This window comes from Ruegeria sp. CI1, assembly GCF_056536925.1.
Genome location: NZ_JBQFQP010000005.1, coordinates 241,223 through 262,760, shown reverse-complemented (window position 1 = coordinate 262,760; position 21,538 = coordinate 241,223). Strand labels below are relative to the sequence as shown.

Annotated in this window: 24 protein-coding genes; 3 read left to right on the top strand and 21 right to left on the bottom strand. The window is 56.4% G+C overall.

Annotated elements, in window-relative coordinates; genetic code table 11:
- Positions 1–41: 41 nt before the first annotated feature.
- The 3 genes from ACR0LZ_RS08270 to ACR0LZ_RS08260 form a co-directional block, all read right to left on the bottom strand.
- Entirely contained in the window at positions 42–1,601 is a 1,560-nt protein-coding gene (locus ACR0LZ_RS08270; RefSeq protein WP_480749314.1) for a trimethylamine methyltransferase family protein, read from the bottom strand.
- 121 nt (positions 1,602–1,722) lie between these two features.
- On the bottom strand, positions 1,723–2,412 hold the full coding sequence (locus tag ACR0LZ_RS08265) for an HAD family hydrolase (RefSeq protein WP_480749313.1): 690 nt from the start codon (positions 2,410–2,412) through the stop codon (positions 1,723–1,725).
- 30 nt (positions 2,413–2,442) lie between these two features.
- Entirely contained in the window at positions 2,443–2,730 is a 288-nt protein-coding gene (locus tag ACR0LZ_RS08260; protein WP_480749312.1) for a DUF3572 domain-containing protein, read from the bottom strand.
- An 86-nt stretch (positions 2,731–2,816) separates the two neighbouring features.
- Here ACR0LZ_RS08260 and ACR0LZ_RS08255 point away from each other — a divergent pair, with 86 nt between their 5' ends.
- Positions 2,817–4,205 carry a diguanylate cyclase gene (locus tag ACR0LZ_RS08255; protein WP_480749311.1) on the top strand — a complete coding sequence of 463 codons (1,389 nt, stop codon included), beginning with the start codon at positions 2,817–2,819 and terminating at the stop codon, positions 4,203–4,205.
- A 19-nt stretch (positions 4,206–4,224) separates the two neighbouring features.
- On the opposite strand, the gene ACR0LZ_RS08250 is transcribed toward ACR0LZ_RS08255, so the two are convergent.
- From ACR0LZ_RS08250 to ACR0LZ_RS08235, 4 genes are read right to left on the bottom strand one after another with little or no spacing between them, the layout of a single operon-like run.
- Positions 4,225–4,698, bottom strand: a complete 474-nt coding sequence (locus tag ACR0LZ_RS08250) for a periplasmic heavy metal sensor (protein ID WP_480749310.1) — start codon at positions 4,696–4,698, stop codon at positions 4,225–4,227.
- Positions 4,699–5,049: a hypothetical protein gene (locus tag ACR0LZ_RS08245; protein WP_480749309.1), complete on the bottom strand. Its 351-nt coding sequence runs from the start codon at positions 5,047–5,049 to the stop codon at positions 4,699–4,701. It lies immediately after the preceding gene.
- Entirely contained in the window at positions 5,042–5,638 is a 597-nt protein-coding gene (locus ACR0LZ_RS08240) for an RNA polymerase sigma factor (RefSeq protein ID WP_480749308.1), read from the bottom strand. Before ACR0LZ_RS08240 ends, ACR0LZ_RS08245 begins: the two co-directional genes overlap by 8 nt.
- A gap of 24 nt (positions 5,639–5,662) precedes the next feature.
- Positions 5,663–6,130 (bottom strand): EF-hand domain-containing protein, encoded by a 468-nt coding sequence (locus ACR0LZ_RS08235; protein ID WP_480749307.1) that lies wholly within the window; start codon positions 6,128–6,130, stop codon positions 5,663–5,665.
- Positions 6,131–6,356: 226 nt separating this feature from the next.
- Here ACR0LZ_RS08235 and ACR0LZ_RS08230 point away from each other — a divergent pair, with 226 nt between their 5' ends.
- Positions 6,357–6,755, top strand: coding sequence for a DUF983 domain-containing protein (locus ACR0LZ_RS08230; protein ID WP_480749306.1), 399 nt, complete (start codon positions 6,357–6,359; stop codon positions 6,753–6,755).
- Positions 6,756–6,781: 26 nt separating this feature from the next.
- Positions 6,782–7,483 (top strand): NUDIX hydrolase, encoded by a 702-nt coding sequence (locus tag ACR0LZ_RS08225; protein ID WP_480749305.1) that lies wholly within the window; start codon positions 6,782–6,784, stop codon positions 7,481–7,483.
- Between the two features lie 9 nt (positions 7,484–7,492).
- Here ACR0LZ_RS08225 and ACR0LZ_RS08220 read toward each other — a convergent pair whose 3' ends face one another.
- The 14 genes from ACR0LZ_RS08220 to ACR0LZ_RS08155 are packed head-to-tail and all read right to left on the bottom strand — an operon-like array spanning position 7,493 to position 21,447.
- Positions 7,493–9,160, bottom strand: coding sequence for a ribonuclease J (locus ACR0LZ_RS08220; protein ID WP_480749304.1), 1,668 nt, complete (start codon positions 9,158–9,160; stop codon positions 7,493–7,495).
- Complete coding sequence (locus ACR0LZ_RS08215) at positions 9,157–9,936, bottom strand: type III pantothenate kinase (protein ID WP_480749303.1); 780 nt, start codon at positions 9,934–9,936, stop codon at positions 9,157–9,159. Before ACR0LZ_RS08215 ends, ACR0LZ_RS08220 begins: the two co-directional genes overlap by 4 nt.
- Before the next feature lie 11 nt (positions 9,937–9,947).
- Positions 9,948–10,697 carry a biotin--[acetyl-CoA-carboxylase] ligase gene (locus ACR0LZ_RS08210; RefSeq protein WP_480749302.1) on the bottom strand — a complete coding sequence of 250 codons (750 nt, stop codon included), beginning with the start codon at positions 10,695–10,697 and terminating at the stop codon, positions 9,948–9,950.
- A gap of 54 nt (positions 10,698–10,751) precedes the next feature.
- A complete protein-coding gene (gene nuoN, locus ACR0LZ_RS08205) occupies positions 10,752–12,194 on the bottom strand; it encodes an NADH-quinone oxidoreductase subunit NuoN (protein ID WP_480749301.1) in 1,443 nt (480 codons plus the stop codon).
- A 15-nt stretch (positions 12,195–12,209) separates the two neighbouring features.
- Positions 12,210–13,754 (bottom strand): NADH-quinone oxidoreductase subunit M, encoded by a 1,545-nt coding sequence (locus tag ACR0LZ_RS08200; protein ID WP_480749300.1) that lies wholly within the window; start codon positions 13,752–13,754, stop codon positions 12,210–12,212.
- Positions 13,754–15,952 carry an NADH-quinone oxidoreductase subunit L gene (nuoL, locus tag ACR0LZ_RS08195; protein WP_480749299.1) on the bottom strand — a complete coding sequence of 733 codons (2,199 nt, stop codon included), beginning with the start codon at positions 15,950–15,952 and terminating at the stop codon, positions 13,754–13,756. Before nuoL ends, ACR0LZ_RS08200 begins: the two co-directional genes overlap by 1 nt.
- A 6-nt stretch (positions 15,953–15,958) precedes the next feature.
- Entirely contained in the window at positions 15,959–16,264 is a 306-nt protein-coding gene (nuoK, locus tag ACR0LZ_RS08190) for an NADH-quinone oxidoreductase subunit NuoK (protein ID WP_480749298.1), read from the bottom strand.
- 4 nt (positions 16,265–16,268) lie between these two features.
- On the bottom strand, positions 16,269–16,871 hold the full coding sequence (locus ACR0LZ_RS08185; RefSeq protein WP_480749297.1) for an NADH-quinone oxidoreductase subunit J: 603 nt from the start codon (positions 16,869–16,871) through the stop codon (positions 16,269–16,271).
- Positions 16,868–17,278 (bottom strand): carboxymuconolactone decarboxylase family protein, encoded by a 411-nt coding sequence (locus ACR0LZ_RS08180; protein ID WP_170325667.1) that lies wholly within the window; start codon positions 17,276–17,278, stop codon positions 16,868–16,870. The genes ACR0LZ_RS08185 and ACR0LZ_RS08180 overlap by 4 nt, the downstream gene beginning before the upstream one ends.
- Complete coding sequence (gene nuoI, locus ACR0LZ_RS08175; RefSeq protein ID WP_353008116.1) at positions 17,275–17,769, bottom strand: NADH-quinone oxidoreductase subunit NuoI; 495 nt, start codon at positions 17,767–17,769, stop codon at positions 17,275–17,277. Before nuoI ends, ACR0LZ_RS08180 begins: the two co-directional genes overlap by 4 nt.
- A gap of 3 nt (positions 17,770–17,772) precedes the next feature.
- Complete coding sequence (gene nuoH / locus ACR0LZ_RS08170) at positions 17,773–18,810, bottom strand: NADH-quinone oxidoreductase subunit NuoH (protein ID WP_480749296.1); 1,038 nt, start codon at positions 18,808–18,810, stop codon at positions 17,773–17,775.
- Positions 18,803–19,021: a hypothetical protein gene (locus ACR0LZ_RS08165; protein ID WP_480749295.1), complete on the bottom strand. Its 219-nt coding sequence runs from the start codon at positions 19,019–19,021 to the stop codon at positions 18,803–18,805. The genes nuoH and ACR0LZ_RS08165 overlap by 8 nt, the downstream gene beginning before the upstream one ends.
- Positions 19,018–21,039: an NADH-quinone oxidoreductase subunit NuoG gene (gene nuoG / locus ACR0LZ_RS08160; protein ID WP_480749294.1), complete on the bottom strand. Its 2,022-nt coding sequence runs from the start codon at positions 21,037–21,039 to the stop codon at positions 19,018–19,020. The genes ACR0LZ_RS08165 and nuoG overlap by 4 nt, the downstream gene beginning before the upstream one ends.
- Positions 21,040–21,042: 3 nt before the next feature.
- Positions 21,043–21,447, bottom strand: coding sequence for a DUF5333 domain-containing protein (locus tag ACR0LZ_RS08155; RefSeq protein WP_480749293.1), 405 nt, complete (start codon positions 21,445–21,447; stop codon positions 21,043–21,045).
- Positions 21,448–21,538 lie beyond the last annotated feature (91 nt).

Genomic DNA, 21,538 nt, shown 5'->3' with positions numbered 1-21,538 from the left:
CGCATTGGCACTTGATCTATTGTAGGCAACCCTGCGGCAGATCAGAAATCGGTCGGGGCGCCCCCTTCAGCCTTCCTGCGGGCGACGAACTCTGCCAGTTCCTCGCGAATCGAGGCATCCATAGGCGGTGCTTCGAAACTGCCAATGATTTCCTTGAACAGGTGATGGGCACGCTCGGGCGTCCACAAACCACCCGCAGCTTCCCAGCCTTCGAAATTCTTCCAGTCGCTCAGGAACGGCTGGTAGAAAGCGGTCGCATACCGATCCTGAGTGTGCTGGATGCCAAAGAAATGCCCGTCATTTCCAACAGCTTTGATTGCATCCAAGGCAATTTCATCTGGCCCCGTCGCCATGATTTCGGGCTGCATGTAACGTTGGATTTGCTGCAGTATCTCGCAATCCATAATGAATTTTTCTGGCGATGCGATAAGGCCGCCTTCTAGCCAGCCTGCCGCATGGTAGACCATGTTCGTACCGGATTGCACCGCCGCCCATAGCGAGTTTGAGGTTTCCCACATCGCCTGTCCGTCCGGCACGTTGGCCGCACAAACGCCCGAAGACCGCATTGGTAGCTTGTAGAAGCGGGCCATTTGGCCGGTCATCTGGGTTGATCGCATGTATTCCGGCGTGCCAAAGGCAGGTGCGCCCGACTTCATGTCGACATTCGACGTGAATGTGCCAATGACACAGGGTATTCCCGGGCGAACATATTGGAACAATGCAATTGCGCACAAGGCTTCGGCCAGGGATTGTGCAACAGCGCCTGCCATTGTGACTGGGGCCATAGCTCCCGCCAAGGTGAACGGTGTGACTACGATAGCCTGACCGCGACGCGCAAGCCGCAAGCACCCGTCGATCATCGGATGGTCGTGCTTGAGCGGCGACGTGGAATTGATGTTGGTATACAAACGGGGAGATGCTTCGAATTCCTCATGGGACAGGCCGCCAGCGATACGGACCATTTCCATCACATCTTCGACCCGCTCCTTACCCAGTGAATAGGCGTGCATTACCTTGTCGCTGATCGTCAGTTTGTCATAGACCACATCGAGGTGCCGAACACTTGCATGAATGTCAACTGGTTCGACCGGATATCCTCCGGCGAAATGGATGCAGTTGAAATACTGTGTCAGTTTCAAGAGGTTTCGGCACATCTCGCGATTGCCGGGAACCTTCCGGCCAATTTCCATGTCCCAGTAATTCGGGGGGGATGAGACATTGCCAAACAGCATCGTCTTGCCACCAACCTCAATAGTTCGATCTGGATTTCGAGGTGTAATGGTGAAACGTTCCGGCGCCTTTGCGACCATTTCCATGACGAAGTCGCGTCCCATGCGCACGATATCACCGTCGACGGCACAACCGGCCTCGCGCAGGATCCCCTTAGCTTCTTCATTGTAGAACGCGATTCCAATTTCTTCGAGTATGCGCATCGCGCCTTCGTGAATCGCCTCAATTCCGTCCTGATCAAGAGGCTCGGTCGGCCGATCGATGTTGACCGGCGGGTTCCACGGCATTTGCTCGATAACAGTACCACCACGACGCGCCGCGGCACCAGAACGACCGCCACCTCGGCGTTTACGGGTTGATGTATCGGACATGGGTTTCTCTTTCGCTTGTTTCACCTCTAGCAAGGCATCAAGCAAAGGTGAAAAGCCGCTCCGTCCGCGACAACAGATGTCGCTTTCGACAGTCCAATTTCGATAAGTGAGTACGCCAGCGTCAATGTCCCAACCAAGCCGGAATGTATCCGACATTCGGAAAAATGACATCCGCGAGGTCGGCCAGATCTTCAGAACGAGCCATCCCGGTCAATACACCAACGGTTGTCATCCCCGCGGCGCGTCCGGCTTCGAGATCGTGCCGACTGTCTCCGACCATAGCGATCTTAGACGGTTCCATACCGATATGCCCGGAAAATGCCAGCAACTGCCCTGGGCCGGGTTTGCAGCCATGACCACTGTCGAAGCCGGCGATGAAATCAAATAGTCGCTGCACCCCGACCGAACCCAAATGCGCCATCGCCGGTGCGTGAGCGTCGTTCGTCGCAACCCCCAGCTTCAGTCCCTTTGCCCTCAGCCCTTCCAGGAAAGGAGCCAGCGGAACGGCTTCGTGTTGCGGTGCCTTGGATGCCTCTTCATTGATGATGGTTACCAGTTCCAAGTGGGACATGCCGGGCATTTCCGGCAGCAGAGCCTCTGCAATCTCGCCAGGGGTTCCTGCAATTACGACGCTGTCCATGCTGAATGTCTTGCTTTCATAATCGAACCCGATCACCTGCCCAAGGTAGGACGCCCTAACGTCATTGTTCGCGCCGATACGTGACAAGAATGTGTGCGCAAATGTCCCCCAGGTTGCGGCAAAATCGAACAGCGTCCCATCTTTGTCGAACAAAAGAGCTTCAATAGTCATTCGCCTACTCCGAAAACGGGCAATCAGGTTTCACGTCCAGTGCGTATTTGTCTCTCCAGTCAGCACCATGTGGGCCATGGCCGGGCGATCATATGACACCGAATGCGCGTCACAAAACGCCACAATCCAGGCGTCGTCAAGCATCAGAAAACCGAGGACAGACGTCAGAAAGTCGACATCTGTTGCCAAAGCGCGCAGATCCGCAGCCGAAGCCCCGGTTGAGCCCAGAAAAACTGACAACAACTCCTCGTTCCCGACCAACCAGGTCAAGGCATTCAAGGCCAGAGTTTCGGCCGCTTCGGCAGGAATTGGCTTCATTCGCTCTCACCAAAAACTATTGAAAGGTTTTGTTAACCAGAATTACCGAGACTTTTTTATCGCTAGACGGAAACAGAGGAAAGGCCATGTCTGTACAGAGAACAATTCTGGTACTGGACGGCGTATCGACCAACCGGATCATGTTGAACGTTCAGCTTTCGTCAGCCTGCTATCAAGTGATCCAGCGAGCCCGAGTGGAAGGCCTGGAGACTATTCTTCAGCACAATCACCCGGACATCATCCTCATGGCCGAGACTCTTCCCGACGGAAACGTGTCTTCCGTCAGGAGATTGTTAAATGGACGCGCAAGACATTCCGATACGCCGATCGTCGCAATCACTCCGCAAAACGATACAGACGCCAGAAAACGTGCCCTCAGATCCGGCGCTGATGACGTTTTGGAACAACCTTATAGTGACAGCCTTTTGCTTGCTCGGGTCCGTAGCTTCATGCGGGTGCGATCGGAAATCGACGACCTCAACTGGAACAAGGAAGCCAGTGAACTTGGCTTTGGGGATGAGGGGCAGCCGTTTCAGCCCAAAGCACCGCTCGCTTCCGTTGCCATCGTCACAAAAAACAAGGAGTGTCGCCGCAACTGGCTTCGCCGTTTGCAGCCGCTGACATCCCATTCGTTGGGAAGCTTCACACTCTGTCAGGCATTCACGCTTTTCAGAAATCCTGCGCCTGACATCTTTATTGTTGAGATACAGGAGGATGGCGAGGGCTTGAGCTTGCTTACAGACGTTCGTGCCCGGCTCGCAACACGCCGATCGGCTTTGATCGCGGTGATACAGGGTGACAACACCAATCGCACGGTGGAAGCTTTGGATCGGGGCGCGGACGTTGCAATGATCGGCCCATTTTGCGCTGAAGAACTTGCCCTTCACTTGGAAATACAAGCCAAGCGCAAAGCCCGGCACGATAGGCGCCACACGTCCGTTCAGGAAGGATTGAAAGCCGCTTACTTTGACCACTTGACCGGATTGCGCAATTCTCGGTACGCACATTCCGCACTAAAAAACATGGTCCGCAATGCGTGCAGGTCACAAAAAGATTTGTCGGTCATCATAGTCGATCTGGATCACTTCAAGGCCGTCAATGATCGATTCGGACATTTGGCTGGAGATTGCGTTCTTACCGAAACGGCGCGTCGCATCCGGCGAGAGTTGAGCGCCAGGGATTTGGTGGCCCGCCTGGGTGGCGAAGAATTCCTTGTTGCGCTGCCCGATGCCGGACCAGACAAGGCCATGCAGGTCGCAAAACGATTGCGACGAGGCATCAGTGATGCACCCTATGATCTGCCCATGTGCGGCGAAAGGGTGACCGTTACCGCCAGCTTTGGATTGCACACATCCATTCCTTTGGCCGGCAACACAGACGATGAATTCGAAGGTATGTCCGCATTTATTGACACGGCGGATCGCGCGCTTTATGCGGCCAAAAACTCGGGACGAAACCAAGTGATCATGCTGTGAACATCTTTGCGATCGGACCTCAGTCGTGCCTTCGTTTCTTCCACTTACCGCGTTTGACATAGGTATCCAGACGATCAGCATAGCTTGAGCGCTGTGCGTCCGTCATTTTTTCGACCACGACCAACCAAGCCTCGCCAAGGGATTGTTGAGTATGCACGCGTAAAGCTGTCTGCTGCTCTACTATGCCGGCCAAGGCATCGGGGTCAAAGGGAACTGCCCGCAATGCCAAAGTCAGATCCTTGAAACCTTCTTGGCGTGTTTGACGGTCGCCTCGGTCTGCCTGATGCATCCGTTCCCGCAATGCTTTGCGGTCCGCGTCGGGCAAAGCCCGGTACAAGGCCGGTCCGAAACTCGGCGGCGACCGATCGCTCTTACCGTGAAATCGCAAGGCCATTCCGGCAATCAGACCGACAACCAAAAGATTGAGGGTCAGGGATGCCCCTAGAAGAATCGCTAGCCATCTGCGCTTGGTTTTTTGATGTTCTTCTTGCATCTATTCCTCCTCGATAGGCAGGTCCAAAAGGCCCAACTCGGCCATCAGATCGCCCTCAGAATTTTGCACAAACAAATCCACCGGGTCCGGCAAGAATGCCGGCGGTGCCAGACCAATCAAGACACCTGCCGCACAGGCGGTCGCCAGGCCTCCGACACCGCGCCAACCACCCAGTATGCCCACGATCACAGATAGAATCGGTCGCTTTGGATAGAATTCGGACGCGAACCGATTACCCTGAACCTTCGAAGCATCCGAAATCATCCGCGCCATCAGGTCTTTGGGCACTACGCCTCGTCTTTGTCGAGCAGCCTGAAACAGATTTTCGAGCTTTTTTTCGTTCTCATCCATCCAGATACCCCAATTCTTCTCGTCTCCCGGACAACACCTTGACCAAAGCCCGCTTTCCCCTTGCGGTCAGGCTCTCCACTGCCTCGACAGAGATTTCCATGACTTGCGCGATTTCGGGATTGGTCAGTTCCTCTATATGGCGCAGTATGACGGCTTCTCTTTGGCGATCCGGCAGTATCATCAAAGCCGCCTGCAAAGCATCGGCCCGGGCCGTGTCCTGCAATTGGTCAGGCGCAGTAGGCCGACCATCTTCGGGTTCGGGTACTGCACTTAGCGGTTCGGCCGAATTCTTCCGTCTCAAGTCGAGACACAGGTTTAGAGTAACGCGATAGAGCCAGGTTGACACTTTTGCCTGCCCTCGCTTCCAGTCCGGTGCCATCTGCCACAGCCGGAGCATTGCCTCTTGCGCGACATCTTCGGCTTCCGCCCTGTCCCCCAGAACCCGCAATGCCAAAGAAAAAGTACGCGGACCTAGCCGTGCCGTCAGTTCCCGGGCAGCTTGCCTATCGCCATTAGCGAACAACATCAACAACGCGTCATCGCTGATATCGCCCGCGGCCGTATTTTCGCCGCGGGACGACTTGGACATGGGTCTCATGTCCTCAATCCTGGCTCAGTCTTGAATTTTGCAACCTTGGCGGTGTTTCTTTCCATGACTACCCATGCGGCTTCCCATGTCGGCAAACTCCTGCTCTGAAATCGAGCCGCTGTCATCCGAGTCAACCCGGTCAAAAAACCTGCTTTCTTTGCGCGGCTTCGGCATTTCGTCGCTTGTCAGGAAACCATCTTTATTGGTGTCCTGACGTTCGAACATCAACTTAGACCGTTCCTTTGCCCGCTCTACCGCAACGACCTGCATTTCTTCCAAGCTCAGCTTTTCGTCACCGTCGGAATCGGCTTTATTAAATCGCGTGGTTCGATAAGCCCCCATTTCGGTTTTGCTTAATTCTCCGTTGCCGTCTGCATCCAGCTCTTGAAATGTCACCGGCGATACGCCCTGAGGCCCCATTGCCAGACCAGCGGACCCCACCACGGCAAATGTAGCAAGTACGATCCCCGAGAGAATGCCTGTGTGTTTCATATCGGTTTTCCTTGTTTTGCAGCAACCCCATGTTGCTGCCCATACTTCTGAAACGTGATGCAAAGCGTTTTCCGTCGCAGCGTAGAAAAGAAACTTACTGCGGGTGCACTTTTAATCTGACTCCCAAAGCCCTATTTTCGCGGCATCCCGACGCAATGAAGTTATCCGCAATTCCAATTTGGACATAACTGGTCCAAAAACTGCGAACCATAGTATGAGCGACCAGATGACAGACCAGACCATTGAGACCACCGTTCAGCAGGAACGTCCAACATGGCCCGCTGTGCGAAAAGGGTTTCTTGGAAAATGCCCAAATTGCGGCAAGGGGAAACTTCTGCATAGTTACCTTAAGGTCAACGATACATGCTCACATTGCAGTCAGGAGCTGTTTCACCATCGTGCTGATGACGGACCAGCTTATCTGACCATTCTCATCGTCGGGCACCTGATGGCTCCTGCTTTGCATGTTTCCTATGTGCAATGGCGTCCAGAACCATTGACCTTGTTTCTGATCTTTGCGCTTGGTTGTCTGGCTTTGTCACTCTACCTTCTGCCCAGATTAAAGGGATTAGTCATCGCCTATCAGTGGGCGCGCCGGATGCATGGTTTTGACAAGGCCGACTGACGCCTTCGAAACGAGTCGGAGAGGCAATGAGCAACGATAAGACTGCGATCAGAAACGCTGCGACTGTGATCGTCCTGCGCGATCGGGTGGAATCCCCATCCATCCTGATGGGTCAACGCGGCGCCAAAGCGGCGTTCATGCCCAACAAGTTCGTTTTTCCAGGCGGCGCTGTTGATCCTGCAGATTCTGATGTTGCACTGGCCTCACCCCTGCCAGCGGTTTGCGCAGAGCGGTTGACAGAAAAGGCCCCCGCAGACCTGCAGCACGCGCTTGCCGTCGCGGCGATCCGTGAGCTTTGGGAAGAAACCGGCCTGATCCTGGGCAAACCCGGAAACTGGGCCGGATCAATTCCTGATGACTGGCAGAGTTTCGCGGCCACCGGTTACATCCCCGCTGCCGAGGCACTGCAGTTCGTGTTCCGCGCCTTGACTCCTCCAGGACGCCCTCGTCGGTTCGATGCACGGTTCTTTCTTGTCGATGCCTGCGAAATTCAGGGAAACCTGGACGACTTCACCCATGCATCGGATGAACTGTCTCATTTGCAATGGATTCCGCTGAGCGAAGTCCGCAAGTTCGACCTGCCATTCATTACCGAAGTCGTTCTGGCCGAGGTTGCGGCCCGCGCCGCCGACCCCACCCCGCCAGTTTCAGTGCCCTATTTCCACAACAATGACGAAGCGAGCCTTTTCCTGCGCCTGCGCGGCTATCCGATGCCCGATACGCATTGAAGCACCAAACTAGCGCATGCGGCTCACGACCACGGTAACTTCCGGCTTTTTGCCGATCTCACTCTGCGCGGTCTGACGAACGATACGTCGGAGCGCTTCTTCGAGCTTGTCATCGTCTCCCAGTGTCTTGGCTTCGGCTCGCATCAGGAATTGGTTGAGGTCTTCCTCAAGAATCTCGATCAGCCCTGCTTTTGAGCTTCCTATCTCAGGCAGACCGATCACGTCACACCACGGCTCCCCTAAAGGCTCGTCCTCTTCATCCAGAATTGTTGTCACCGTGACATGGCCATTCAGCGCCATGCGGATACGGTCGCGTACTACACCATCAAGCGCGCCGATCTTAACCGTGCCATCAAGATAAGTACGACCGGTCTCGATATATTCGGCAACCACTGGGGTATCACCGGTCAAGTCAATCTTCATCCCGTTGACCGCAACAATGCTGGTTCGCCCGCCTTCCTCTGCCAGTTTGGCGTGCTCGCGCAAGTGCCGGTGTTCGCCATGCATCGGGATAACCATCTGCGGATCAATCAGGGCGTGAATCCGCTCCAGATCTGGTCGGTTCGCATGACCCGAAACGTGATACAAACCCGTGCTGTCATCAACAACATCCACGCCTTTTTCACTGAATTGGTTGATGACACGGATTACTCCGCGCTCATTCCCCGGAATGGTTTTGGAAGAAAACAGAAACAGGTCACCTTCGGCCATCTCCAGACCACGGTACTTGCCACGCGCCAGTTGCGCACTGGCGGCGCGGCGCTCACCCTGGCTGCCGGTGACGATCAGCATCAGGTTCTGGCGCGGCATGTCCGCTGCTTCCTCTGGGCTGACCACACGCGGGAAATTTCCAAGAATACCAGTTTCCGTCGCCGCCTCAATCATGCGGCGCATCGCGCGCCCCAACAGAACCACCGAGCGTCCTGCGCGCTCACCGGCTTCGGCAAGAGTTTTGACCCGAGCTACGTTCGAGGCAAAAGTCGTCGCGACCACCATACCAGTTGCGTTCGCCACAAGCTTTGTGATTTCGGGTCCCAATTCGGATTCTGATCGCCCCGGATGCGTAGAAAACACGTTGGTACTGTCGCAGATCAGCGCCTTGACGCCGCCGCCGGCCACGCTGGCCCAGAGATCTGGATCAAATGGCTCTCCGACAACCGGTTCTGGGTCGAGTTTGAAATCTCCCGAATGCACGACGCGCCCTGCGGGTGTATCGATTACCAATCCGGCGCTTTCCGGAATCGAATGAGATACCGGCAGAAACCCGACTGAAAACGGCCCGGCGTTAACCTGCTCTGGCCAGGCGGACACCGTTCGGACGACGTCCGGAGAATGCCCCAGATCCTCCATCTTGTGGCGGGCGATATTGGCCGTAAAAGCCCGCGCATAAATCGGTACGCCCAACGTCTCATAGCAATGCGCGACAGCGCCAACGTGATCTTCGTGCGCGTGGGTGACAAATATTGCCTCAAGCCGATCCGCCCGCTCTTTCAACCACGAGATATCCGCAAAGATCAAATCGACACCGGGCGAGCTGTCCATGTCAGGGAAAGCCACCCCCAGATCGACCAGGATCAAACGCTCCTGCCCCGGTTTGCCATACCCGTAGACATAGGCATTCATTCCAATCTCACCCGCCCCACCGAGAGGCAGGTAAATCAATCTGTCACTGCTCATGCCGAAATATTTTCCTTGTTGTATTGATGGATGACCGTCAAGCCGTGCATCGTCAGGTCGTCTTCGATCACGTCAAACCCCACATCCGCCTGATCGAACAATGGTGCCAGCCCACCAGTGGCGACAACTTGCATCGGCATTCCGTATTCCGCCTTGATCCGGCTTATAAGACCTTCGATCAGACCCGAATACCCCCAATACACCCCCGACTGAATGCAACCAACGGTATTCGTTCCGATCACTTTCTCGGGGCGGCTGATATCGATATGAGGCAGCGCCGCGGCCCCCATGTGCAAGGCTTCAAGGCTCAGGTTAACGCCCGGCGCGATAATCCCGCCGACATAGGCCCCGTCAGCCGCCACCACATCGAAATTCGTGGCCGTTCCGAAATCTACAACAACGACATTGCCGCCATGCCGGTCAAACGCGCCTGCAGCATTGGCAAGCCTGTCAGGGCCCGGGTAAGTCCCTTCATCGACACGCGGGTTCACCGGCAAAAGGCAGTCAGGCTTCCCGACGACAAGCGGTCGGCAACCAAAAAACCGGTCGGCAAAAACCCTTAGATTGAACACAACACGCGGGACCGTGGATGCAATGATGACGTCCGAGATTTCCGCTTCGATCCCGTAGTGCTTCACCAGCGTCGAGTACCAGGTGAAATATGCATCCGCCGTGCGTGCGTGGTGCGTCGAGGTGCGAAGGGTGCACAGGAACTTCTCACCGTCCCAGATCGAAAAGACGGTATTGGTATTGCCGCAGTCAATCGCCAAAAGCATTGGAAAACCCTTCAGAAATACACGTCCGCCGCCGCGATCCTTGCGCGGCCCTTGGCGGTGTTTAGGACAAGGTTACCTTCGCCGTCCACCGTTTCAAACGTTCCTACGGTCTCGGACGTCGCGGTGCGGGCGGTGATAGCCTCTCCCAGCCGAGCGGCCCGAGCAAGCCACGCCGTTCGGATCGGCTCAAAGCCGTAGGTCAGGAATTGAGTCTCGTAGTGCGCAAAGGCAGCCGCCAACTCGGTCAGAAAATCCTCTGCCCCCACTTGCGAGCCGGTTTCCGACAAAAGCGAAACCGGGCGCACCGCGCCGGGTTCGATCAGGTTGCGCGGAGGCGCTTCGACGAGGTTGACACCAATGCCGATCGCCAGATGCGAAACCCCGCGGCCTTGTCCGGTACTCTCTAGCAATATACCCGCAAGCTTGCCGCCATTCAGCAGCACGTCATTTGGCCACTTCAAAGCCAGACCATCCGTTCGACCGGTGACGGCATGGCAGGCATCGAAAAGCGCCAATGCCGCAACAAAACTGCGCAGCGCAACCCGTTCTGGTGGTCCTTCGGGGCGCATGACCAAAGTTGCTGCGAGATTGCCGCGTGGGTGAGTCCAGACACGGCCCCGACGCCCGCGCGCCGCGGTCTGGCGGTGCGCCATGATCCAGACCGGCCCACGTAGAGATGACGCAATTCTGGCGGCTTCGTTCAGCGTGCTATCCACTTCGTCCAGAATGTGGAGCCCGTAACCGTGTGGCCAGTCACTCACGACAAAAAGGCCCGGTCCAAAAACCGAGCCTCCTTTTTCGGATTTGCCACCCTATCAGTTGACAAGTGTTGCTGCCGCTGCCGCAGCGGCTCCCTCGACACCGAATTGATAGAACACACCAACCAGCATCAGCGCGGCCGATCCCATCAGGGCAACCCAAAGAACCGGCGACGAATGTGTATCGATCGGATCTTCGTTTTCTGCACCGAAGTACATGTAGAAAACGATCCGCAGATAGTAGAACGCCCCGATCACTGATGCTATGGCCGAAGCGATGACCAAGCCGGTCAGACTTGCATCGATACCCGCCTGCCAAACGCCAAATTTTGCAAAGAATCCAAGCATTGGCGGCACGCCGGCCAAGCTGAACATCAGGATCAGGACTGCCAACGCCTTACCCGGATCGCGGCGCGCAAACTGGCGCAACGCGTCGATATCGGTCACGGGTTTGCCGTCCCGCTCCATCATCAGGATAAAGGCGAAAGTGCCAACGTTCATGGTGACATAAATCGCCAAGTACATCAGCATCGCCTTGATGCCCAACTGAGTGCCCGCAGCCAGACCGATCAGGGCATAGCCCATATGGGCAATCGACGAATAAGCCATCAGCCGCTTGATGTCGCGCTGCCCAATGGCAGCAAAGGCACCTAGGAACATCGAAAGGACGGAAAGCAGAACAATCACTTGCTGCCAGTCTGCCACAGCGCCGCCAAACGCGTCATGCATGACACGGGCGAACAGTGCCATCGCCGCAACTTTCGGAGCTGTCGCAAAAAAAGCGGTGATCGGGGTCGGAGAACCTTCGTAGACATCCGGTGTCCACATGTGAAACGGAACTGCTGACACCTTGAAGGCCAGACCCGAGATCAGCAGGATCAGACCTATCAGCAATCCAATCGACACATCACCGTGTTGCGCCGTCTTGATGATACCGGAAAACAGCGTCGTTCCAGAATAGCCATAGACCAATGATGCGCCATAGAGCAGAAGACCCGAGCTCAGCGCGCCAAGCACGAAATATTTCAATCCTGCTTCGGTCGATTTGGCGCTGTCCCGGCGCAGGGCCGCGACAACGTAGAGCGACAGGGACTGCAATTCGAGCCCCATATAGAGAGACATCAAATCGCCCGCGCTGACCATCATCATCATGCCGACAGCCGAAAGCGCCACCAAAAGCGGGTATTCAAAGCGCAGCAGACCACGGCGCGACATGTACTCCTGGCTCATCACCAGAACTGAGGCTGCAGCCAATAGGATCGCAACCTTGGCAAACCGGGCGAAACTGTCATCCACGAACATGCCATTGAACGCAACACGCGTCGTGCCGCCATTGGTGGCAATCCAGAACGAAAGCGCTGCCATCAGGCCCGCGGTCACCCAGACCAAAATTGGAGCCAGAGCGTCTTTGCTGGTATAGACAGCCCCGATGAGAGCCGCCATCGCGTAGACAGCCAGAACGATTTCCGGCAAAATTACAGTCAGATCAGCCTGGATCATGTCTCCACAGCTCCCTTAATGCGATGCAGCGACCTGGGTCGCGGCCTCAGCCGCGGCCAGAGCCGTGTCATAGTTCGAAATCAGTGAAGCCGTCGAGTTGCCGATCACGTCTGTGACCAGCGACGGGTAGACGCCCAGCAGAATGGTCATGACGATCAGCGGCGCAAAGACCAGTCGCTCGCGGGCACTCATGTCGGTGATCGATTTCAGGCTTTCCTTGATCAAATCACCAAAGACCACACGGCGATAAAGCCACAGTGCGTAGCCAGCCGAGAATATCACACCCGATGCCGCAACGGCTGTTACCCAAGTGTTGACGGGGAATGTTCCCATCAGGGTCAGGAACTCTCCGATGAAGCCTGAGGTACCCGGCAATCCGACATTGGCCATGGTGAACAGCATGAATACCAGCGCATAAGCCGGCATGCGGATAACCAGACCGCCATAGGCCTCGATATCGCGTGTGTGCATCCGGTCATAGATCACGCCAACGCAAAGAAAGAGTGCGGCAGAGATGAAACCGTGGCTGAGCATCTGAAAAATCGCCCCATCAATCCCTTGTTGGGTGGCAGCAAAGATGCCCATGGTGACAAAACCCATGTGCGCAACCGACGAATAGGCGATCAGCTTCTTCATGTCCTCCTGCACCAGCGCGACCAAGGACGTGTAAACAACCGCAATTGCAGACATCCACAGCACGACGTCGGTCATGACCGCCGCTCCCACCGGGAACATCGGCAGGCTGAAGCGCAGGAAACCGTAGCCGCCCATTTTCAAGAGGATCGCCGCAAGAACGACCGAACCTGCAGTGGGCGCCTGAACATGTGCGTCAGGAAGCCAGGTATGAACCGGCCACATGGGCATCTTCACTGCAAATGAGGCAAAGAAAGCCAGGAACATCAGCGTCTGCACGCCGCCCACGACATAAATCCCCATCACGTTGAAGCCTTCGGACGAGAACTGATGGCTCATCAACGCTTCGATGTCGGTGGTACCGGCATCTGCATACATATAAACCATCGCAACCAGCATCAGAACCGAGCCGAGGAAGGTGTAAAGGAAGAACTTGAAGCTGGCATAGATGCGGTCCTTGCCGCCCCAAATGCCGATGATCAGGAACATCGGGATCAGACCTGCCTCGAAGAACAGGTAGAACAGCACAAGATCCAGCGCCATGAACACGCCCAGCATCAGCGTTTCCAGCAGCAGGAAAGCAATCATGTATTCCTTGACGCGGTCTGTCACATTCCAGCTGGCCAGAATGGTCAGCGGCATGATGAAAGTGGTCAGCAGCACGAACAGAACGCTGATGCCATCCACGCCCATCTTGTATTTCAGGCCCATCAGCCATTCACCCTCTTCCACCATCTGGAAGCCGGTGTTCGAAGGATCAAAGCCTGTGTAGATGCCGATTGAGACTAGAAAGGTTACCGTGGTTGCAAACAATGCCGTCATCTTGGCATTGCGCTGCGCCGCCGCGTCATCGCCCCGTAGGAACAGGCCAAGAATCAGTGCAGCAACGGCCGGAATAAAGGTTACAATGGAGAGGATATTGTCCATCAGTGCGCCCCTCCGCCGATCGACATCCAGGTGACCAGGGCAGCAAGCCCCAGAACCATCCAGAAGGCATAAGTGAAGATGTACCCCGACTGCGCCTTGCCTGCGAGGCGGGTGAAATAGGGAACAATGCCCATTGCTACTCCGTTCAGGAAGCCGTCGATTGTGTTTCCATCACCGCGTTTCCACAGGAACCGCCCAAGAGCCATTGCAGGTTTGACAAAAATCGCGTCATAAATTTCGTCAAAGTACCACTTGTTCTTCAGAAACAGGTACAGTGGACGTTGGTTCTGAGCCAGTCGCACCGGCAGTGTCGGATTCACGATATAGAAGAGATACGCCAAGCCAAAGCCAAGCACCATTGCGACAAAGGGGGAAACCTTTACCCATTTCGGTGCGGCATGAGCGTCATCAAGAACATGGTTGTTCTCACCGATATAGATACCGCCTTCGCCCGGTTTGCCGGCAAACACATAGTGATGTTCACCCGAGATCGCTGCTTCGTCATGACCGGTATCCGTCTCGCCATGCCCCTCGTCGGTGGTTGCCGCATGAACTGCTTCTTGGCCGTGGCTGTCGCTGGCCGCGTCAGCAGTTTCCTCCCCATGATCCGTGGTGGCGGCTTGGCTGTCGGCTTCGACATGAGCTGAAGCTTCGACAACGGAAATGCCATAGAACTTGCCAACTTTATCGGCATGACCGAAGAAGTTTCCGTACCAGATCATGCCCGCAAAGATTGCTCCCAGCGATAGAATACCCAACGGAACCAGCATGACCATCGGGCTTTCATGCGCATGTTCATGCGTGTGCTTGTCGCCGCGCGGCTCGCCATAGAAGGTCAGGAAGATCAGACGCCAGCTGTAGAACGAGGTGAACGCGGCAGCAACTACCAACAACCAGAAGCCATAGCTTGACCCGCCCGCGTAGGCGCTTTCGATAATCGCGTCTTTTGACAGGAAACCGGCAAAACCAAAGGTGGTCAGCGGGATACCGACACCGGTAATCGCCAGGGTACCGATCATCATCGCCCAGAAGGTATAGGGGATCTTTTTGCGCAGACCGCCATATTCGGTCATCTCTTGTTCGTGATGCATGGCGTGGATCACGGAACCGGCCCCAAGGAACAACAGCGCCTTGAAGAAGGCATGTGTGAACAGGTGGAACATCGCAGCCGAATACATGCCCACGCCCGCCGCCACAAACATGTAGCCCAGCTGAGAACAGGTCGAATAGGCAATGACACGTTTGATGTCGGTTTGCACCAAACCCACTGTCGCGGCAAAGAATGCAGTTGAGGCGCCCAGCACGGTCACGAATCCGGCAGCCCCCGGGGCGAATTCAAATAGCGGAGACATGCGGCAGACCAGAAACACGCCTGCGGTCACCATGGTCGCGGCGTGGATCAGCGCCGACACAGGCGTCGGGCCTTCCATCGCGTCCGGCAGCCAGGTGTGCAGGATCAGTTGCGCCGACTTGCCCATCGCTCCGATGAACAGCAGTACGCAGATGACCTCGATCGAGGTCCACTCACCCCATAGGAAGGTTAGCTTGCTTTCCGCCAGCGACGGCGCCGATGCAAACACGTCGGAAAAGTTGATGCTGTCGGTCAGGAAGAACAGTCCGAATATCCCCAGCGCAAACCCAAAGTCGCCCACACGGTTGACCACGAAAGCCTTGATGGCGGCCGCGTTGGCTGTGGGCTTGCGATAGTAGAACCCGATCAGCAGGTAAGATGCGACGCCTACGCCTTCCCAGCCAAAGAACATCTGTACCAGATTGTCCGAGGTCACCAGAGCCAGCATCGCAAAGGTAAAGAAGCTGAGATAGGCAAAGAAACGCGGCTTGTAGCTTTCGCCTTCGCGCCATTGCGGGTCGTGATCCATATAGCCAAAGCTATAGAGATGCACCAGCGCCGAAACGGTCGTCACCACGATCAGCATGATCGCGGTCAGCCGGTCCAGACGGATCGCCCATTCGGTAGACAACGTTCCGCTTTCAATGAATCGAAGAACAGGAACCGAATAGGACCCGCCTGAATGGGCGGACGGGTCGAAAGTAAAGAAAACGATCCAGCTGAGAATACAGGCAAGAAACAGCAGGCCCGTAGCGGTCCAGAGCGCCGCTTTTTCACCAATGAATTTCCAGCCGAACCCGCAAAGGATGGCGCCCACCAGCGGGGCAAAGAGGATGGTTGTTTCCATGATCTCTTACCCCTTCATCATGTTGACGTCTTCGACTGCAATCGTGCCGCGGTTGCGGAAGAAGCAGACCAGAATTGCAAGACCAATCGCGGCCTCGGCGGCGGCGACGGTCAGCACGAACAGCGTGAATACCTGCCCCACCAGATCGCCAAGAAAGTACGAGAAAGCCACAAGGTTGATATTCACCGCCAGCAGCATCAGCTCGATACTCATCAGCAGGATGATGACGTTCTTGCGGTTCAGAAAGAGACCAAAGATGCCGATGACGAACAGCGTCGCCGCGACCGTAAGATAGTGTTCAAGTCCGATCATCGTCTCAAAGTCCCTGCCCCGGTTTCACGTCCTTCAGTTCCATCGCCTTGGCCGGGTCGCGCATCATCTGGCCGATGATGTCCTGACGCTTGATGTCCTGACGGTGGCGCAGCGTCAGCACGATGGCGCCGATCATCGCCACCAGCAAGATCAGGCCCGCCAGCTGGAACAGAAGGAAATATTGATCATAGATGATGAGGCCCAGAGCCTCGGTATTGTGACGGTCGTTAGGCACAGGCTGCGCGAGTTGCTCAGCTGCACCATGCGCACTTTCCCAGGCACCGAATGCCATGACGAACTGCATCAGGATCACCAGCCCGATCAGCAGCGCCAGCGGCATGTATCGCGCCATCTCAGCCTTTAGTTCGGCAAAATCCACATCCAGCATCATCACCACGAAAAGGAATAGAACCGCCACCGCGCCGACATAGACGATGATCAGCAGCATGGCGACAAATTCCGCCCCTAGCAGAACGAACAGCCCCGCCGAGGAGAGAAAGGCCAGGATCAACCACAGGACCGAGTGCACCGGCTGGCGGCTGATCACCGTGAACAGCCCGCCGGTAATGGCGCTGATGGCAAACAGATAGAAGGCAAAGACGGTCATTGATCCTCATCCTCGTTGTCGCCCATGACCTCTTGCGCCAGATCCAGCGCGCGGGTCATGGCCGGGATGCCGGCAAAAACCGACATCTGACCGATCGTTTCCACGATCTCTTGTTTCTTGGCACCCGCTTCCAGCGCATGACGCACGGTCTGGCGCACGGCTGAATCCGCCTGAGCGCCCTGACAGGTCAGCCCGGCCAACGTCAACAGCAGTCGGGTCTTGGCATCCAGCCCGTCCTTGTTGACGGTGTTGCCGAACATCATCTCCATGACCTCTTTTGGCATGGTCGGCCACAGCGCTTCGAACCCTTTGGGCGAGAAGCTTTCCATCGCCGGGTTCATAGCCTTGGCCATGTCCTGAGCCTGCTTCATCATCAGCTCGAACGGATTTGTCGGCGTATCACTCATCTGTAAGGCGCGTCCATTTCCAGATTGCGGGCAATCTCGGCTTCCCAGCGTTCGCCGTTGTCGAGCAGCTTCTCCTTGTCGTAGAACAGCTCCTCGCGGGTCTCAGTTGCGAATTCAAAGTTCGGGCCTTCGACGATTGCATCCACCGGGCAGGCCTCTTGGCAGAAACCGCAGTAGATGCACTTGGTCATGTCAATATCATAACGCGTGGTACGGCGGCTGCCGTCTTCGCGTGGTTCCGCGTCGATGGTGATGGCTTGCGCCGGGCAGATCGCCTCGCATAGTTTGCAGGCGATGCAGCGTTCTTCACCGTTCGGATAACGGCGAAGGGCGTGCTCACCCCGGAAACGCGGAGACAGGGGGCCTTTTTCGTGCGGGTAATTCACCGTGGCCTTGGGGGCGAAGAAGTACTTCATTCCCAGTTTGAAGCCGACCCAGAAATCCTGCAGCAGGAAGTATTTGGCAGCGCGGGTGTAATCGATTTGCGTCATCAGTCAGCCTCCTACGCTCCAACGGGCGAACGCGCCCCAGAACCAGTCGAATTTCGCCGCAAAAGACACGAAGACCACCCAGACCAGCGAGAACGGCAGGAACACTTTCCAGCCCAAGCGCATCAGCTGGTCGTAGCGGTAGCGCGGGGTGATCGCCTTGACCATCGCGAAGAGGAAGAAGAAGAATGCCATCTTGGCGACCATCCACAGCACGCCGTCCGGCAGGCCCGGGATCGGTGACAGCCAGCCGCCGAAGAACAGCAGCGACGTCAGCGCGCACATCAGGAAGATGGCGATGTATTCGCCTGCCATGAACAGCAGGAAGGGCGTGGCGGAGTATTCGACCTGATAACCCGCCACCAGTTCCGATTCCGCTTCTGGCAGGTCAAACGGTGGTCGGTTCGTTTCAGCCAGTGCCGAGATGAAGAACAGGAAGACCATCGGGAAATGTGGCAGCCAGTACCAGTTGAACAGGCCCAGATTGCCGTCCTGCGCTCGCACGATCTCGCCAAAATTCATCGATCCGGTCGAGATGATCACGCCGATGATGATCAGGCCGATCGAAACTTCATAAGAGATCATCTGTGCAGCAGAGCGCAGCGAGCCCAGGAACGGGTACTTTGAGTTTGACGCCCACCCGCCCATGATCACGCCATAAACCTCCAGCGAGGACACAGCAAAGACATAGAGGATCGCGACGTTGATATCCGACAGTACCCAACCATCGTTGAACGGGATCACCGCCCAGGCGATCATCGCCAACACGAACGAGGTCAACGGTGCGAGGATAAAGACGGCGCGGTCTGCTCCGGCAGGAATGACCACTTCCTTGACCACGTATTTCAACGCGTCGGCCACCGATTGCAGCAGGCCATAGATCCCCACCACGTTGGGCCCGCGCCGCATCTGAACAGCAGCCCAAATCTTGCGGTCGCCATAGACCAGAAACAGAAGCGAAATCATCACAAAGGCAACAACAGCAAGCACCTGCGCCAGAATGATGATGGCTATTCCGCCTGGGGTGTTAAAGAAATCAGCCATTTGTCCTCACACCGTAGGTATTCCGTTTCCCGCGCTTCATGCTTTGGCCAAAGACCAGCAAGTCCTGCGGTTGGGTCGGCGCGTTGGTGTAAACAGCATCCGCCGCCGCAACGCCACCCTTATTGTTCGGTTCCATGCGCATTTGACGCACGACGACACCGCCCAAGACGGTATGCGCCATTATCGGAGATATGAAACAGATCTGGTTCATTCTGCCGCGATCTTCTCTGCCATGCGTGCTTTTGCCTGAGCTGACAGTTCAGCCATCAGTTGTGAACCACGCGCAATCGGGTTGGTCAGATAGAAGTCCTTTACCGCATTCCGGAAGCTAGCCTTACCCAAAGCCCCGGCATCAAGCAGCTGCACCTCGTTCTTGATCACTTCGTCGATACGGGCCAGATGCGGAATGGCCTCAACAATAGCCATTCGCAGTTGCGCCAGAGTGTCGTAAGGCAGGGCCGTCCCCAATTCGGCGCTGAGTGCGCGCAGGATCGCCCAGTTTTCCTTTGCCTCGCCCGGCGCAAAACCGGCCCGCATTGCTAGCTGCGGGCGACCCTCGGTGTTCACGAACAGGCCGTTTTCCTCGGTATACGCTGCCCCCGGCAGAATTACATCTGCGCGATGTGCACCGCGGTCGCCATGACTGCCCTGGTAAATGACAAATGCGCCCTCACCGATTTCGACCTCGTCTGCCCCGAGATTATAGATTACATCCGCAGCGCTGACCGCTTCCATGCCGCCCTCGTTGGTGGCATCCACATCCAACGCGCCCACGCGCGAGGCTGCCGTGTGCAGAATTATCAGACCACTTTCCGTGTTGGCGGCAATGGTCTGCGCCGCGGCAAGAACGGCAGCGCCATCCGCCTCTTGCAGCGCGCCCTGCCCAACTATGACCAGCGAGGGCTTGCTCTTGATTTCATCGTCACCCCCCATGTCCAAGACTTTTTGCAGTGCCGCGCGGTCGTCGCCCATATGATGATAGTGGTAGGTCAGATCGACCGCCGGACCCACCAGAGCCACCTCGGCCCCGTGCGCCCAGGCCTTTCGGATGCGGGCGTTCAGAACGGGCGCCTCGTCGCGCGGGTTGGTGCCGATCAGAAGAATTCGTTCGGCGGAGTCAATGTTTTCGATGGCGGCAGTACCGGCATACGCCCCACGGTTTCCGGCAGGCAATCGCGCGCCGTCGGTGCGGCATTCGACAACACCGCCCAGCCCTTCTATCATTTGTTTCAGCGCAAAGGCGGCTTCGACCGGGGCAAGATCGCCCACGATTCCCGCTGCTCTTTCCGCTCCTTTCAGGGCGTCAGCGGCTCTGCCCAATGCCTCCGCCCAACTTGCCGGGCGCAGCTTTCCGTTCTCTCGAACATAAGGCTTATCCAGACGCTGACGGCGCAGACCGTCCCATACAAACCGGGTCTTGTCGGAGATCCATTCCTCGTTCACGCCGTCATGATTGCGCGGCAGAATGCGCATTACTTCGCGCCCCTTGGTGTCGACGCGGATGTTTGAGCCAAGCGCATCCATCACGTCAATGCTTTCGGTTTTCGTCAATTCCCACGGGCGTGCTGTAAACGCATAAGGTTTCGAGGTCAGCGCCCCAACCGGGCACAGGTCGATAATGTTGCCCTGCAGGTTCGAGTCCAGCGTCTGGTTTAAATACGAGGTGATCTCGGCATCCTCACCGCGCCCTGTCTGACCCATCTGAGTGATCCCGGCGACTTCGGTGGTGAAGCGCACGCAGCGTGTGCAACTGATGCAGCGGGTCATTGCAGTCGAAACCAGCGGCCCAAGGTCCAAATCGTCAACCGCTCGCTTTGCTTCCTTGAAGCGGGTACCCGACAGGCCATAGGCCATCGCCTGATCTTGGAGATCACATTCGCCGCCTTGATCGCAAATCGGGCAATCCAGCGGGTGATTGATGAGCATGAACTCCATCACACCTTCTCGGGCTTTCTTGACCATAGGCGAATTGGTTTTGACGACCGGCGGCTGACCTTCCGGACCAGGGCGCAAATCGCGCACCTGCATGGCGCACGAGGCTGCGGGCTTCGGTGGGCCGCCGACGACCTCAACCAGGCACATACGGCAATTTCCGGCGATCGACAGACGCTCGTGATAGCAGAAACGCGGCACTTCAACTCCGGCCTCTTCACAGGCCTGGATCAGGGTCATCGAGCCATCGACTTCGATTTCCTGCCCGTCAATATTGATCTTGCGGAGGTCAGACATGATCTAATTCGCCCTCAGTAGCGCGCCAATTGCGCTTTTGTTCTTGATTTCCAGCTGGCCGAGCCGACACAGGTCGCCCGGTTTGTCATAGTTCAAGCCCAACCCAGCCATGTATTTCCGACCACGCGCCTTCATACGTTCCTTTTCCGCGTCGGAATCCAGAACCGCGCGGATTTCGGAATCGGAATACCCCAAGGCGTTCGCTTCGGCCCGCAAACGCCGGATTTCGCCGATCCCCTTGAAAATGCGCCCGTTGATATCGTCACACGTCTTGCGAATTTCATTGGCAACCACGATGGTGAAGATGCCGTCGGCGATCTGTGGAACTTCGCGCAAAGGGGGCTTGGCTCCGGCCAATGCCGGCACTGAGAAAGACAAGGCAGCGAACGCGACTGTTAGCTTCGACACAACAGATCCTTTCGATTGGGATTTCCCCAAGCGAAACCATGTCCTGACGCTATTCGATAACGTCAGCTCCCGATGACTAGGATATGCTGAA

Bases quoted from the DNA above. Each gene is read 5' to 3' on its own strand.
- ACR0LZ_RS08270 (WP_480749314.1), bottom strand. From the start codon at position 1,601: ATGTCCGATACATCAACCCGTAAACGCCGAGGTGGCGGTCGTTCTGGT.
- ACR0LZ_RS08265 (WP_480749313.1), bottom strand. From the start codon at position 2,412: ATGACTATTGAAGCTCTTTTGTTCGACAAAGATGGGACGCTGTTCGAT.
- ACR0LZ_RS08260 (WP_480749312.1), bottom strand. From the start codon at position 2,730: ATGAAGCCAATTCCTGCCGAAGCGGCCGAAACTCTGGCCTTGAATGCC.
- ACR0LZ_RS08255 (WP_480749311.1), top strand. From the start codon at position 2,817: ATGTCTGTACAGAGAACAATTCTGGTACTGGACGGCGTATCGACCAAC.
- ACR0LZ_RS08250 (WP_480749310.1), bottom strand. From the start codon at position 4,698: ATGCAAGAAGAACATCAAAAAACCAAGCGCAGATGGCTAGCGATTCTT.
- ACR0LZ_RS08245 (WP_480749309.1), bottom strand. From the start codon at position 5,049: ATGGATGAGAACGAAAAAAAGCTCGAAAATCTGTTTCAGGCTGCTCGA.
- ACR0LZ_RS08240 (WP_480749308.1), bottom strand. From the start codon at position 5,638: ATGTCCAAGTCGTCCCGCGGCGAAAATACGGCCGCGGGCGATATCAGC.
- ACR0LZ_RS08235 (WP_480749307.1), bottom strand. From the start codon at position 6,130: ATGAAACACACAGGCATTCTCTCGGGGATCGTACTTGCTACATTTGCC.
- ACR0LZ_RS08230 (WP_480749306.1), top strand. From the start codon at position 6,357: ATGACAGACCAGACCATTGAGACCACCGTTCAGCAGGAACGTCCAACA.
- ACR0LZ_RS08225 (WP_480749305.1), top strand. From the start codon at position 6,782: ATGAGCAACGATAAGACTGCGATCAGAAACGCTGCGACTGTGATCGTC.
- ACR0LZ_RS08220 (WP_480749304.1), bottom strand. From the start codon at position 9,160: ATGAGCAGTGACAGATTGATTTACCTGCCTCTCGGTGGGGCGGGTGAG.
- ACR0LZ_RS08215 (WP_480749303.1), bottom strand. From the start codon at position 9,936: ATGCTTTTGGCGATTGACTGCGGCAATACCAATACCGTCTTTTCGATC.
- nuoN (WP_480749301.1), bottom strand. From the start codon at position 12,194: ATGATCCAGGCTGATCTGACTGTAATTTTGCCGGAAATCGTTCTGGCT.
- ACR0LZ_RS08200 (WP_480749300.1), bottom strand. From the start codon at position 13,754: ATGGACAATATCCTCTCCATTGTAACCTTTATTCCGGCCGTTGCTGCA.
- nuoL (WP_480749299.1), bottom strand. From the start codon at position 15,952: ATGGAAACAACCATCCTCTTTGCCCCGCTGGTGGGCGCCATCCTTTGC.
- nuoK (WP_480749298.1), bottom strand. From the start codon at position 16,264: ATGATCGGACTTGAACACTATCTTACGGTCGCGGCGACGCTGTTCGTC.
- ACR0LZ_RS08185 (WP_480749297.1), bottom strand. From the start codon at position 16,871: ATGACCGTCTTTGCCTTCTATCTGTTTGCCATCAGCGCCATTACCGGC.
- ACR0LZ_RS08180 (WP_170325667.1), bottom strand. From the start codon at position 17,278: ATGAGTGATACGCCGACAAATCCGTTCGAGCTGATGATGAAGCAGGCT.
- nuoI (WP_353008116.1), bottom strand. From the start codon at position 17,769: ATGACGCAAATCGATTACACCCGCGCTGCCAAATACTTCCTGCTGCAG.
- nuoH (WP_480749296.1), bottom strand. From the start codon at position 18,810: ATGGCTGATTTCTTTAACACCCCAGGCGGAATAGCCATCATCATTCTG.
- ACR0LZ_RS08165 (WP_480749295.1), bottom strand. From the start codon at position 19,021: ATGAACCAGATCTGTTTCATATCTCCGATAATGGCGCATACCGTCTTG.
- nuoG (WP_480749294.1), bottom strand. From the start codon at position 21,039: ATGTCTGACCTCCGCAAGATCAATATTGACGGGCAGGAAATCGAAGTC.